The 13,296-nt window shown below is 36.8% G+C and carries 13 protein-coding genes; 6 read left to right on the top strand and 7 right to left on the bottom strand.

Annotated elements, in window-relative coordinates:
* Positions 1-57: 57 nt before the first annotated feature.
* The 5 genes from J3U75_RS02230 (at position 58) to polA (ending at position 6,877) form a co-directional block, all read left to right on the top strand.
* Complete coding sequence (locus J3U75_RS02230; RefSeq protein ID WP_267390293.1) at positions 58-315, top strand: M15 family metallopeptidase; 258 nt, start codon at positions 58-60, stop codon at positions 313-315.
* 1,215 nt (positions 316-1,530) lie between these two features.
* Complete coding sequence (locus J3U75_RS02225) at positions 1,531-2,514, top strand: SHOCT domain-containing protein (RefSeq protein ID WP_267390292.1); 984 nt, start codon at positions 1,531-1,533, stop codon at positions 2,512-2,514.
* A 165-nt stretch (positions 2,515-2,679) separates the two neighbouring features.
* Positions 2,680-3,210, top strand: coding sequence for an inorganic diphosphatase (locus tag J3U75_RS02220; RefSeq protein ID WP_267390291.1), 531 nt, complete (start codon positions 2,680-2,682; stop codon positions 3,208-3,210).
* Positions 3,211-3,361: 151 nt separating this feature from the next.
* Positions 3,362-3,781 carry a type VI secretion system amidase immunity protein Tai4 gene (locus J3U75_RS02215; RefSeq protein ID WP_267390290.1) on the top strand — a complete coding sequence of 140 codons (420 nt, stop codon included), beginning with the start codon at positions 3,362-3,364 and terminating at the stop codon, positions 3,779-3,781.
* A gap of 300 nt (positions 3,782-4,081) precedes the next feature.
* A complete protein-coding gene (polA, locus tag J3U75_RS02210; RefSeq protein ID WP_267390289.1) occupies positions 4,082-6,877 on the top strand; it encodes a DNA polymerase I in 2,796 nt (931 codons plus the stop codon).
* Positions 6,878-7,053: 176 nt separating this feature from the next.
* Here polA and rpe read toward each other — a convergent pair whose 3' ends face one another.
* Positions 7,054-7,755 carry a ribulose-phosphate 3-epimerase gene (gene rpe, locus J3U75_RS02205; RefSeq protein ID WP_267390288.1) on the bottom strand — a complete coding sequence of 234 codons (702 nt, stop codon included), beginning with the start codon at positions 7,753-7,755 and terminating at the stop codon, positions 7,054-7,056.
* Positions 7,756-7,870: 115 nt separating this feature from the next.
* Between rpe and J3U75_RS02200 the strand changes: the two genes are divergently transcribed.
* Positions 7,871-8,272, top strand: coding sequence for a Spy/CpxP family protein refolding chaperone (locus tag J3U75_RS02200; protein WP_100140178.1), 402 nt, complete (start codon positions 7,871-7,873; stop codon positions 8,270-8,272).
* A 108-nt stretch (positions 8,273-8,380) separates the two neighbouring features.
* On the opposite strand, the gene J3U75_RS11335 is transcribed toward J3U75_RS02200, so the two are convergent.
* The 6 genes from J3U75_RS11335 to dnaB form a co-directional block, all read right to left on the bottom strand.
* Positions 8,381-8,836 (bottom strand): type IV pilin protein, encoded by a 456-nt coding sequence (locus tag J3U75_RS11335; protein ID WP_323811345.1) that lies wholly within the window; start codon positions 8,834-8,836, stop codon positions 8,381-8,383.
* A gap of 32 nt (positions 8,837-8,868) precedes the next feature.
* The gene (locus J3U75_RS02190; RefSeq protein WP_267390287.1) at positions 8,869-9,483 is read right to left on the bottom strand and encodes a pilus assembly PilX family protein; all 615 of its coding nucleotides are present in this window, start codon (positions 9,481-9,483) and stop codon (positions 8,869-8,871) included.
* Positions 9,484-9,519: 36 nt separating this feature from the next.
* Positions 9,520-10,461, bottom strand: coding sequence for a PilW family protein (locus tag J3U75_RS02185; RefSeq protein WP_267390286.1), 942 nt, complete (start codon positions 10,459-10,461; stop codon positions 9,520-9,522).
* Positions 10,461-10,937 (bottom strand): type IV pilus modification PilV family protein, encoded by a 477-nt coding sequence (locus tag J3U75_RS02180; RefSeq protein ID WP_267390285.1) that lies wholly within the window; start codon positions 10,935-10,937, stop codon positions 10,461-10,463. The genes J3U75_RS02185 and J3U75_RS02180 overlap by 1 nt, the downstream gene beginning before the upstream one ends.
* A gap of 32 nt (positions 10,938-10,969) precedes the next feature.
* Complete coding sequence (locus tag J3U75_RS02175; RefSeq protein WP_267390284.1) at positions 10,970-11,680, bottom strand: GspH/FimT family pseudopilin; 711 nt, start codon at positions 11,678-11,680, stop codon at positions 10,970-10,972.
* A 105-nt stretch (positions 11,681-11,785) separates the two neighbouring features.
* Positions 11,786-13,177 carry a replicative DNA helicase gene (gene dnaB, locus J3U75_RS02170; RefSeq protein ID WP_100140173.1) on the bottom strand — a complete coding sequence of 464 codons (1,392 nt, stop codon included), beginning with the start codon at positions 13,175-13,177 and terminating at the stop codon, positions 11,786-11,788.
* Positions 13,178-13,296: the final 119 nt, after the last annotated feature.

The following is a 13,296-nucleotide window of genomic DNA, read 5'->3' as shown; positions in this document are numbered from 1 at the left end:
ATTGCGCTCCCGTGAGCAATGTTGCATTAACTATGGCAAGGGTAGAACTGCCCAGCAATGTACACAGAAAGGTGTGCCGGCGAAATACGCACAACCCAGCATCNTAAAGTTACGTGGCTAAATAATCCTTTTGCGAGTAAGCATTCCCAAGGGCGCGCCGTAGATTTGGTACCTTATCCGGTAGACTGGAACGATTTGGCCAAATTCCGTTTAATCGCCGAAGCCATGAAGCAAGCCGCCAAGGAACTAAATGTCTCCATTAATTGGGGCGGGGATTGGCAGAAAACCAAAGATTACCCACATTTTGAGGTGTAGCCATGAAGAACGTTAATTACTTGGCCGCTGGCGCGTGGTTGCTGGCGGCCTTAANTGAGAACGGCTACCACAAAGGGAAAGACGAAACGCAAAGGCAATATCAAGTGGCTTTGGCCAAACAGCAGGAAGCATCCAAACAGGCCAGTCAAAATTACGAGAAACAGAAAGCAGAAAACGAGGTAAAGCGAGATGAACGACAAGTGCAAGTCACAAAAATTATTAGGGTGCCTGTGTACACTAATGTCTGTCTGGATTCTTCAGGGGTGCGCCTCGTCAACGAAGCCATTAGCAGCCGTTAATGTTCCGGCCAACCTTACCGAGCCATGCCCTGCATTAAGCCCGTTAAATGGTTCTACAGGCGCCGACATTCTCCCGTGGGCAGTTGGGGTGGTAGAGAAGTATAATGAATGTGCACGACGGCATAGCGCACTGGTAAAAGCTATTCAGTAAAGCTTGTAACTAAAGAATCAACCGTGGTGATCTTCACAACGGTTGAAATATTTTGAGCTTAAATTGTATGGGGTAGAAATTCAGTTGTTGGGGAGATCGCAACAACTGAGTTCAATCACGAATAAAATGATAAACGTATAAACGATAACTACAGCTTAACAATAGTCAATGCCGTTTTCTTGAAAAAAAAAACTACGGTTAAGTTGTAGAAATCAAAAAATTAATGCCAATAGATTTTGCCAAATTTAAGACAAAACCACATCAAAACAAGTCAAATGAACTAAGTTTGCAGGCGGTTCATTTGTTTAAAAACAATAACTTGTAATAATGCTCATCGGACTCTTAATCCATTTGTCCAGGGTTCGATCCCCTGACGACCCACCATCATTATAATAATTAATTTAATATTTTATCTTGCGCTACAATCGTACATATACATGCATTAAATTTCGGTTTTGACAATTTTTGACATATCAACATAATAACATTGTCATTTTTATATTAGAATACAAATACTTTTTGATTATTAATTCTAAGCAATTATTAATTTTTAGAATAAGTTATCCCTAAAACACTTGTACAATATATTAGCTAATATCATTTATTACCCAAATATTACTAAAATGAAAATTGTATATTTTCATCCAATATAACAATAACCTGTAAACTAAATTTATTTGCTGAAAACGAGCATAAAAGCTTGCAACAAATATATCTTTACTTTATGTTATCAACAATCACATAATTTTTTTACAGGGGTAGGGTATGGATAAATCTTCTCTTACAGAAGAACTAGAAGCATTATTTAAACTATTTGAAAAAGGTGCGATAACCAAAGAAGAGTATGAAGCTCAGAAAGCCATACTTTTATCATCTAAAGCCAAAACTTCGACTTCCGAAGAAGATGAGAATCAGGAAACTGTTCCGATATTTATAGAAGAACCATATCAAAAACAAAACGAACCAGCACACAGTAATAGCGTAAAGATAATTTTAATCATCATTATCGGACTTATTATTATAGTGGCCATGTATTTCATTTTTGCTGGTAACAAAAAAGACCTGCAACCCAACTATGGTTCCGGTACCTTATCTGCAAGCGCAGCAAGTGAAAGCATTACCGTAAATGCGCAGCAAACGAGTAATACTGCGGATAAAAATCTGGAAGACGACTCCGATAGTACTGGCCTAAATCTGAATACCAAGACGCCGGAAGAATTAAATCAGCTTTTGAATAAATTCCAGCAGGATCGTGCAAAAGCATTAGCTAATCTACGCAATATATGGTCAAATCTTGATCCGGATTTTAAAGCGACTATACAACAAGAACAAAAAGACTGGGATAACATAGCATTAACCACTTCGTGCTCGCTAACCGGCTATCATACAATACTGGCTCAACAGGTTGCCAACCAATATTGTGAATCCGTCATGCTGAATAATCGTGCTAAAGAGTTGCTGGATGAGCAGGCATCAAATCTGACAGATATAAAACAAGAAAAAGCAGCTCAAATGGATGCAAAAGCATCCGATGCACTTAAAAGAGTAAATATTACTTGGTCAACCATACCTAACGATATTCAGCAGAACCTCAATCAGACATATGAACAGTGGTCAGATGAAATCAATAAATATTGCATTTCCAGACCGACAGCTAAAAACCTCATTGAAACTCAGATAAATTTTGATAATTGTATTATCAATAAATCTGAAAATAAAATCAAAGAATTAAATGGTTACAAGATTTAGTAATGATACAGAAAGTCAGATTTGAGAAATACTGGCTTTCTTACTTTAATCTGAAATAAAACAAAATATCAATGAAAACTAACATTTTATCCAATAAAATATGGGCAAACAAAAATCCATTGTTTACAATACCGCCACTCAAAACTATTGCAGGACATTTATATCATGGCAGATTTCAATAAAATTCTCGATGCCGGTAATGTAGACGGCGGTATTATCAACGTAGTTGTAGAAATTCCAGCAGGTTCAAATCATAAAATAGAGTGGGACCGCAAACTTGGTGCTATGAAACTTGATCGGGTTGAACCCGTGATATTCGCTAAACCCACCAATTATGGCTTTATTCCGCAAACTCTCGATGAAGATGGTGATGAGTTGGATGCCTTAATTATCACTGATCAGCCTTTGAGTACGGGAATTTATCTGGAAGCAAGAATTATTGGTGTTATGAAATTCGTAGATGATGGAGAAGTTGATGACAAAATTGTTGTAGTTCCGGCTGATGACCGTAATAATGGCAACAATGTTCAAACATTAGCAGACTTGCCAGCACAATTAATCAAACAGATTGAATTTCATTTCAACCATTATAAAGATTTGAAAAAGGCAGGTACCACACAGGTAACGCATTGGGGTGACATCGACGAAGCTAAATCAGTCATACGCGAATCGCAAGAGCGCTGGCAGCATCAGTAATCAAAGCATAAAAAAATATAGTGAAAGATAAGCTGCGAAATTTTTATAAATTCAAAATTTCGCAGCAACTATTGTTATGATTACTGTTATTTTAGTGAAAATGAGCCTGAAAAGGGATATGTAACACTTCAAGCCAATTTTTGGGACTGAAATGAAAAAATTTAAATTGCAAATAATATCCAGCTGCTGCATATTATTGCCATTGATTAGCCAAGCATCAACTCCCGAGGCAGTGAACCGTACCTTTATAGAAAATTATAAGGATATGGTTTTTGCATCTTGTGTCACCAAAGCATACAAAGGAAACAAGGATGTAGCAAAAGATACAGGCAGCAGTGTAAGTGCGCTAAAAGACTGGATTGATTACGACATTGATAAAAGTATAGATAAAGAAATTATACTAATCGATTCTTATTTATCCCGTAATTATTTTAATCCAGTGGCTGAGCAGGAAGTTAAAGGAATAAAATTTGATTTTCTAAAATGTCTGGATCTTTACCATAGCAAAGAGCTGGATAAACTTGCCAGAAAAGTAATTTCAAATTTGAATGAAAAGGTGACTAAAGATTGAAAAGCAAAAGATAGACAAGATCAGAATGAATAGTATAATTTAACATAATATATATTATGCGAAATATGCAAATTATAAATCAATATAAAATATTATTATTTATCGCATGTAGCACTTACATATTTGCGAATCCATAACTACGCAAACATACTTTACCCAGTAAGCCAATAGTTTAAATTACGAACCATATTTTTTATCGTAAAATACAGATATGCTCTGCAATATACTGACATAGACAGGCTATAAGAACTGAATGATTTTGAAAGTTTCTGGGCTAAATTTGATAATTCTGGAATTACAATGCAAAAAAAATTATTACTGGTTGACGGTTCATCTTATTTATACCGCGCATATCATGCTTTAGCACCTTTAACCAGTCCTACAGGAATGCCCACGGGAGCATTATACGGTGTACTGAATATGCTCAGACGTCTGCGCATGGATACAGCACATGATTATGCCTGTTGCGTATTTGATGCAAAGGGCGAAAATTTTCGCCATCAGATGTATCCAGAATACAAAGCTAACCGCCCCCCTATGCCTGAAGATTTAAGGCCACAGGCTGAGTCTTTACCAGAACTAGTCAAATTAATGGGATGGCCTGTATTATCTGTTAGCGGTGTAGAAGCAGACGATGTTATAGGTACATTATCCTGCATGGCACAACAGGCTGGATACGAAGTAATTATTTCCACAGGCGACAAAGACATGGCTCAGCTGGTAAATAATCAGGTGACTCTAGTCAATACCATGAGCAATGAAAAACTTGATATCACAGGTGTAATAGAAAAATTTGGTGTTAAGCCAGAACAAATTATTGATTATCTAAGTTTAATTGGAGATAAGGTCGATAATGTGCCAGGTGTCGATAAATGCGGCCCTAAAACAGCTGTAAAATGGTTAAAGGAATATGAAACCTTGCAGAATATCATCCAGCACGCCAACGATATTAAAGGTAAAGTTGGTGAAAACTTACGCCTTGCAATACCTAAACTCCCTCTTTCTTACCAGTTAATCACAATTAAAACAGACGTAAACCTGCAAGATGTATTACCACGCGGAATAGAAGATTTAAAACGTCAGAAGCCAAATTGGCAAGAATTGATACCAAACTTTCAAGAACTTGGCTTCAAAAATTGGTTAAAAGAAGCGCAAACGCATCTTGATGAACATCACTTAAGTGATTCTAAAGAGCCAACAGAAGATTTGTTTGCCGAATCAGAAATCATTAAAAACTCTGGTACAGACAATAATGCAATTAGCACTGAAACGGATTATCTAAGGAACATTCCTAAACAATATTCAGCAATTACAACAAATGAACAATTAACAGAATTAAAAACACAGTTAGAAAACGCCCAGACCATCGCTCTGGATACTGAGACCGATAATCTAGACGCCATGAAAGCTAATCTAGTGGGTATCAGCATCGCATTAGAACCAGGTAAAGCCTTTTATATTCCTGTAGGTCACACCCCTACTGCTGTTAATGAACAGCTACCTTTAGAAACGGTATTAACCTGTTTGAAGCCTTATCTAGAATCAAATAAGCTTGGCAAAATCGGTCAAAATATTAAATATGACCAACACGTATTAGCCAATTATAACATCGGCCTAAATGGTATTATTGGCGACTCTATGCTTGCTTCTTATATTGTCGAAAGCCACCTTGGCCATAGTCTGGACGAGCTAGCGCTCCGGCATCTAAACTGGCAGACTATTAAATATGAAGATTTATGTGGTAAAGGCGCCAAGCAAATTTGTTTCTCCGATGTGCCTCTGGATGATGCTGTGAATTATGCTGCAGAAGATGCAGATGTGTCATTGCGTTTAGAAATTTTACTCCGGCAGCAAATGAATTCAGCTCAGCTAGAGCTTTACCATCATCTAGAAATACCAATTGAGCGCATATTATTTCTCATGGAACGTACTGGAGTATTAATTGATCGACAAGAATTAACACAACAGAGCCACGAGCTAGGCAATCAGCTAATCAAACTTGAAGAACAGGCATATCAGCTGGCAGGCCAACCATTTAATTTGAATTCCCCCAAACAACTGCAGGCCATTCTATTTGATAAAATGGGTATCCCAACTACGGGACTTAAAAAAACATCATCTGGTGCAATTTCAACTAATGAAGCTGTGCTTGAGAAACTGGCAACGGATTATCCCCTTCCCAAGCTCATTCTACAGACACGAACGCTGGCAAAACTGAAATCCACATACACCGACAAACTACCTCAGCTGATTAATTCAGACACTGGGCGTGTACATACTACCTACGCGCAAGCCGTAGCCATCACAGGTCGACTGGCTAGTAACAACCCAAATCTGCAAAATATACCTGTCCGTACAGAAGAAGGCCGCCGAATCCGCAAAAGTTTCATCGCCCCACCCGACCAGCTAATCGTTTCTGCCGACTACTCTCAGATAGAACTACGTATCATGGCACATCTTTCAAAAGATGCCACCCTGATTGATGCCTTCCAAAATGATGAAGATATCCATAAACGCACAGCAGCAGAAATTTTTTCTACTTCGCAAAATGAAATAACAGCTGAACAACGTCGGTATGCTAAAACGATTAATTTCGGACTGATTTATGGTATGAGCGAATATGGTTTGGCGAAATCATTAGGAATCGAATTGCAAGCAGCTCAACATTTCATATCACGCTACTTTAGTCGTTATCCAGGTGTGCATGAATATATGGAAAAAACTAAAGAACAGGCATTCCAACACGGTTTTGTAGAAACTTTATTTGGTCGGCGCCTCTACTTACCTGGTTTAAAAAGCAGCAATGGTACAGAACGTGCTGGAGCTTTGAGAGCAGCCATCAATGCGCCAATGCAAGGAACTGCTTCTGATTTAATCAAGCGAGCTATGATTGCAGTGCAAGATTGGCTGGAACAACAAAATATGCAATCAAAACTCATTATGCAGGTACATGACGAATTGGTGTTACAAGTAACAGAATCAGAACTTTCCGATGTAATGCATCAATTACCAGAATTAATGTCAGCTGTTGCCAAATTAAGCGTTCCATTAATTGCTGATGTTGGCAGCGGACATAACTGGGAAGAAGCTCATTAAACAAGCATTTTGTAGAAATATTTCAATTGCAAATTGAGAGTAAAAGCAGTCTGCTATAAAAGGACTGCTTTTTCATAACCTACTGAATATATAAAATTAAATGTTAATATATAAAATTAACAATCATATGGCAATATAAACATAAATTATTAACATATTAATTTTATGCGATTTAATTATATTTGTCCTTCTTTAGCTAATTGTTCACGCATTGCCGATATTTGTTTGCCATAATCCTCAAACCCAAATATAGCAGAACCAGCAACAAAAGTATCAGCCCCTGCTTTTGCTATTTCAGCAATATTATCTATCTTAACCCCCCCATCCACTTCAAGACGTATATAGCGTCCATTATTATTGGCATATGTATCAATTATGGAGCGAACTTGTCGAATTTTTTCTAAAGTCGAAGGAATAAAACTCTGACCACCAAATCCCGGATTCACAGACATCAGTAATATTACATCCAATTTGTCCATTACTTGCTCTAAAACATATAATGGAGTAGCAGGATTTAAAACCAACCCAGCCTTACAACCTGCTGCTTTAATCAGAGATAAACTTCTGTCTACATGCTTACTCGCTTCAGGATGAAAAGTAATAATATCTGCCCCAGCGCTAGCAAATGCATTAATCATATCGTCTACTGGCTCTACCATCAAATGCACATCTATAGGAACAGAAGCATAGGGTTTGATAGCCTGACAAACCATGGGTCCAAATGTCAGATTCGGCACATAATGATTATCCATTACATCAAAATGTATCCAGTCTGCACCTGCGTCAATAACGGCTTTTATTTCATTTCCCAGAAAAGCGAAGTTTGCAGACAATATACTGGGTGCAATAAAAAAATCAGGCTTTTTTAAGTTATTCATAAATAAAAGACTCCAAGTATATAATATTCTTTACGCAAGTTTACGGCCATTATATGTGCTTGACTGCTAATGAAGTATACTCATATTGTCCGATGGAAATTAAAGGGAGAACACAATGGTAGCACTTTGCTGGCAAAAAATAGTACGCTATTGTACCGGCATTGCACTATTCGCATTCACTTGCTCTACTTTTGCTTCTGGACAAGTCAATTGTGATGTCCGCAAGCTAGAACTAACACAAATGCAAAAAGCCAGACTCAGATTTATTAGAATGCAGTATAAACGAAATCAGGATACCAACTTACAACGTACTGCAAACAACAAACGTAAAAATGAACAATTAAATCAGATTCTGATGCAACCTAAATTTGATGAAGCTGACGCCAAACGGTATGTTTTAAACCATTATATGCCGCGGATGCAGCAAGACGTAGATGAATTAAAAGTTCAACATGAATTTTTACAGGTTTTAAATCGGCAACAACGTCTTAACTGGATAAATAACTGTTTGCGCTGAAATTATAAATATCGATTTGTTTAAATATCAATAGTAAGAATATAACTAAGATATTTATTCTTATCCATTAATATATTAGTATTAAAAAATTTTAGCGTTCGCTTTTAATTATTGTTTTTTACATTCAGGGTTTCCAGAGGGATCACTTATATTACTGACGTCTTTATTATCACAAATATAAGTACTTGAATCACTGCTCATCCAAATGGATTTTTTTAAATTTATTCCCCCTTTTGGTTCAGCATATAGATGAAAATCACTGCAATTATCGGTACTATCACAAACTCCGGCTATTGTATATTTCCTATCCACGTTAGTATTTTTACCAACATGATTTTTAATTGCTTCGTCTATATTTGACTTTTGTATATTACTATTAAACAAACTCAGTTTTTGCTGGGCAACATCCTGATTGATCATAATCAATGTAGAAGTAGCATCTGCTAAATCTGCTTTTTCTATATAGTTATCATAGGCTGGTAAAGCAAGAGCTACCAGTATTCCCATAACAGCTACTGCGATAATAAGTTCTATTAAAGTAAAACCATTATTATATTTTCTCATGCATCTGCACCAAGTATAAAGTTTATATCTTATCAAAAATCATATAGAGATGCCTGAATGGTTTCCTCAACAATGCTAGTAGTACTATCATTTTTTCCCCAACCTTTGGCCGTAATTCTAAATAAATATATACCAACACCTGCATTTTTATCGGGTCCCAGATATTCAATGACATATCTAGATTTTACGTCTTGATTTTGTGGTGAGGAAGGAGTGGTATTATCTGGTTGAACTTTAGTTGATGGGTCTTTATTGTCTTTGCCATCTATATTTGAAAAAACATTTGTTCGTTTCCAAACATCAGGCAATTCACCACAATTCTTTTCAACAGCAGCTAAAACACTTAATACTGCGGCTGCATCAATCCCATTAGCTGCACATAATCCATCTTTACAATCACATGAAAATATTTGTTGTGTTTTCAAACCTGGCCATTTGCTAATTCTATCTTCTGCTGCTTTCAAACCAATCTGAGCATTTTGAAGAGCAAGCTGATGATCACTATCATTAGCACTGGTTCGAGTATCCATTGATGTGCTTTGCATCGTAGCTACAACCAGAAATGCAATAACAATCATCATTATCAGAACTAGAAATAATGCAAATCCAGACTGTCTGGTTTGTAAGGATCTATAATCGATTTTCATGTCAGATGTCATATTCCAGAATAGTTTATCTGTAAATTATTTACCACTTGTACAAACTTCACCCTGTCTAACACTTGCATTGATTTCATAATCTATTTCAGTATTATTTGTACTTGTGCTTGTCAAATTTGGATTTACACTAAGTGTAGTTTTAATCATTACCGGAGGGTGCAAAAAATCCAAATCTAAATCTTGTTTATGGCTAATATTTGGTTCTAACGGCTTCTTTTGTCCTGCTTCAGATGCACTTGAAGCAGCTGAAGCCTCCGAAGCTCCGTGAATAAGTGGACATTCTGAATCTTTATGTGCATCATAATAAAAATCATATTTGGCTTTTACGACATTACTCACGATCAACTCTGGAGCACTCCACATTTGATTAATGTAATTTATACGATAAAAACCGGGCTTAGAATCAAAAACTGTCGTCCCTACCAAATAAACAACCCCACTTACAGCTTCACCAAGTTTTTCATGCTCACCCAGTTTTTTAATGTCAGTATTGCATTGGCTAGCAAGAATATTATTGGCTAATTTATCATTTATAAACGTAAGTACTAAAGGTTTGCTTCCTGCTACAGGTGTGACACCAATATCTTTAGTGAATGTAGTAGATAAATACTGTTTATTATTAGAGTTGGTGAATGCTCCAGTAAAAATGTCATTTAATTCATTAATATCAGGGGGATTCATACAGCTAAAATTAGCTAGCTGACGCATATCACTTCGTATAACATTCGAAGCATTACGAACATCTTGTTCATAATTTATCCGTGTCTTAACCTGCTCTTTTAATTTATAAGTTGCTAGAAAGGTTGAGCTTGCTGCTAGTAACACAATAATACTGATTGCCGTTGCCACCATGAGTTCAACCAAGCTGAACCCTTGCTGTCTGACTAGAAAATTCTTTGGTTGAGGCTCTATATGGGATTTTCTCATCAGTACAATCCTAATATTTTTATTTAATGTTTTTTTCATTATTGGCCTGCAGTCAGAGTATACGAAAAGCTATTATTATTAACATTATTATTCTTATCGTTTTTGTCCAGTGCCTGACCACTCCAAGAAACATCTATTTTACCATTTCGAATAGTACAGGAAGTTATTTGTGCATTAGTTAAATGAATATTTAAACGATTATTACAGTTGGCATCATCAAAATTTGAATAATCTTTAGCTATATATAATATTTTATTTTTATTTTCATCTAATTTTTCTTTAAGGGAAATTCTGGCTTCTGAATTCATAAGTTCGATATAATTTTGCACTGCTCTTGTTACTTCTCCTTGGTTTGCAGCATTAATTGAAGTATGCACCGCTGTAATCTGAGCCAGCATCAATGCCAATACACCAAATGACAATACAAACATAGCCACAATTGCTTCTACAATTGTAGAACCATTTTGTTTCTTTAATTTATGTAATGAATATACAACTGAATGGCATTGATTCATAAACTTATCCAAATATTTTCATATTAATCATTTTAGTTAAATAATTGAGAAGTACAAATCTGAGTATTTGAAACCGAATCATTCCCAGATTTTCCATAACAGGCAATCGGCTTACCGCTTGGTGTTATTATGATTCGTCTTTTAATGTCTTCATATTTAGCATCAGTAACTTCTAAAGCTACACTGGATTGCCCTATATCCCAATTAGATGAATTTTTGCCATTACCTAATCCAAACTGACCATTTGGCATGAAAGCTAGCATTTTGGATTCTGCAATTTCGTCTTTACAATCAGCCTTGCCATTTTTACACACACCCCAATGCATTTTAACTTTGATTTTATTTATATTATCATCATAATTCTGATTTAAAGCTACTGTGCGTACTGATGTATCTTTAGAGGCATTATATGCACCATCTAAATCATTATCACTGAACGCAATAAAACCTTGCCATTTTGTACCATTTTCATAATCGCCAAAATTTACACAAGTATTAGAAGTAGAAGTATTTTTTCTAATTAATGTGGGGCAGATTAAAACTGGAGTATTAGTACGTATAGCCTCAGCTCTGGCAAACTGAAACATTGCAAGTAATTGATCAGCACGGTTATAAGCTCGATGGGAAGCAACCAAATGATTCATAGCTGGTAAGGCTACAGCCGCAAGTATGGCTGTAATTGCTATAACGATTAACAGTTCTATCAAGGTAAAACCAGCATTACTTGGTTTGGATGAAACCATAATTCAACCCTAAAAGTGCCCAAATTAAGTTAATATGGAATTATTTTCGTATAATTTTACAACATTTCACTGGTTTATGACTATTTTTCTGGCTTGAAAACTGAATTATTCATCAAAATAACCTTCAGGCATGGCCGCATTGTCAAATTTAGTAAACTGACCTTGGAATGTCAGATGCACTTTCCCTGTTGGACCATTACGGTGTTTACCGATAATACATTCTGCCAATCCCTTAAATTGGCTGTCTGGATGGTAGTATTCGTCACGATACATAAACATAATCAAATCAGCATCCTGCTCAATTGCACCTGATTCCCTTAAATCTGACATCATGGGTCGTTTATCTGTTCTCTGCTCAACTGTACGCGATAATTGTGACAATGCGATGATGGGCACCTGCAGCTCTTTAGCTAAGGACTTAAGAGAACGTGAAATTTCTCCTAATTCTGAAGCTCGGTTATCTGAGCGTCCAGAGCCGGACATTAATTGTAAGTAGTCAAGCACGATGAGACCCAATTTACCCCCTTGCTGTCTGGCAAGACGTCGCGCACGTGCACGTACTTCTAATGCAGTCAAACCTGGGGTTTCATCAATAAACATAGGAGCATCAGTAAGTTTAACTACTGCATCGTTAAGTTTACCCCAGTGTTCATCCTGCAACTGTCCGGTTTTAAGTACACTTTGGTCTACTCGCCCTACTGAACCAAGCATACGCAGAACCAGCTGTGCTCCACCCATTTCCATTGAAAAAACCGCAACCGGCAATTTTTCTGCTATAGCTACATGTTCTGCAATATTCAAAGAAAAGGCCGTTTTACCCATAGACGGGCGTCCGGCTACAATAATCAAATCCCCCGGCTGTAGGCCAGAAGTCATTTTATCCAGATCAATAAATCCAGTTGACACTCCAGTTACATCGTTTTTATTGTCCCGTGAATATAAATAATCAATCCTTGTAACAACTTCTTTCAATAACACTGGCATGGTTAAAAAACCCTGCTTCGACCGTGCGGTAGATTCTGCTATCTGAAATACACTATTTTCGGCTTCATCGAGCATCTGTGCAGCATCTTTACCCTGCGGACTATAGGCTGAACGTGCTATCTGTGTCCCTACCTGTGCCAGCTGACGCATAATAGAACGCTCTCGAACTATCTCGCCATATCGGCGAATATTAGCTGCAGAAGGTGTATTCTGAGCTAATGTAATTAGGTACTCAAGGCCGCCAGCTGCATCAAGCTCTTCTCTTCGTTGCAGCTCTTCCTGCACGGTAATGACATCTGCAGGACGGGAAAGCTCAACCAGTGTTTTTATACCCTTAAATATAAGCCGATGTTCATGACGATAAAAATCATTTTCATCGATTACATCCGCGATTCGGTCCCAAGCACTGTTTTCCAACATTAAACCACCCAGAACAGACTGTTCAGCCTCCATTGAATGTGGTGGAACGGCCAGCTGACTGATTTCTTCGTTGTTTATATTGTTTTCTTCCATATATTCTTACTTTAATAACTTTTTTTTCAATTTTACCATTAAGACCATGCTTATTTGCCGCAGATGAGAGCAGTGTATTACAATATTAACGAACCATATAAAGGTTTAAGGTGAGTTAA

Origin of the sequence: Snodgrassella sp. B3088 (assembly GCF_026535815.1) — a bacterium.
GTDB lineage: Bacteria > Pseudomonadota > Gammaproteobacteria > Burkholderiales > Neisseriaceae > Snodgrassella > Snodgrassella alvi_E.
Note: the sequence above shows the minus strand (reverse complement) of the source record. Positions and strands in the feature narration are given on the sequence as shown.

What these genes read in the sequence shown, in the direction of transcription:
- J3U75_RS02185 (WP_267390286.1), bottom strand. Translation starts at nt 10,461, where the DNA reads ATGAAAAAAACATTAAATAAAAATATTAGGATTGTACTGATGAGAAAA.
- J3U75_RS11335 (WP_323811345.1), bottom strand. Translation starts at nt 8,836, where the DNA reads ATGAGAAAATATAATAATGGTTTTACTTTAATAGAACTTATTATCGCA.
- polA (WP_267390289.1), top strand. Translation starts at nt 4,082, where the DNA reads ATGCAAAAAAAATTATTACTGGTTGACGGTTCATCTTATTTATACCGC.
- dnaB (WP_100140173.1), bottom strand. Translation starts at nt 13,177, where the DNA reads ATGGAAGAAAACAATATAAACAACGAAGAAATCAGTCAGCTGGCCGTT.
- J3U75_RS02190 (WP_267390287.1), bottom strand. Translation starts at nt 9,483, where the DNA reads ATGAAAATCGATTATAGATCCTTACAAACCAGACAGTCTGGATTTGCA.
- J3U75_RS02225 (WP_267390292.1), top strand. Translation starts at nt 1,531, where the DNA reads ATGGATAAATCTTCTCTTACAGAAGAACTAGAAGCATTATTTAAACTA.
- J3U75_RS02220 (WP_267390291.1), top strand. Translation starts at nt 2,680, where the DNA reads ATGGCAGATTTCAATAAAATTCTCGATGCCGGTAATGTAGACGGCGGT.
- J3U75_RS02175 (WP_267390284.1), bottom strand. Translation starts at nt 11,680, where the DNA reads ATGGTTTCATCCAAACCAAGTAATGCTGGTTTTACCTTGATAGAACTG.
- J3U75_RS02215 (WP_267390290.1), top strand. Translation starts at nt 3,362, where the DNA reads ATGAAAAAATTTAAATTGCAAATAATATCCAGCTGCTGCATATTATTG.
- rpe (WP_267390288.1), bottom strand. Translation starts at nt 7,755, where the DNA reads ATGAATAACTTAAAAAAGCCTGATTTTTTTATTGCACCCAGTATATTG.
- J3U75_RS02200 (WP_100140178.1), top strand. Translation starts at nt 7,871, where the DNA reads ATGGTAGCACTTTGCTGGCAAAAAATAGTACGCTATTGTACCGGCATT.
- J3U75_RS02180 (WP_267390285.1), bottom strand. Translation starts at nt 10,937, where the DNA reads ATGAATCAATGCCATTCAGTTGTATATTCATTACATAAATTAAAGAAA.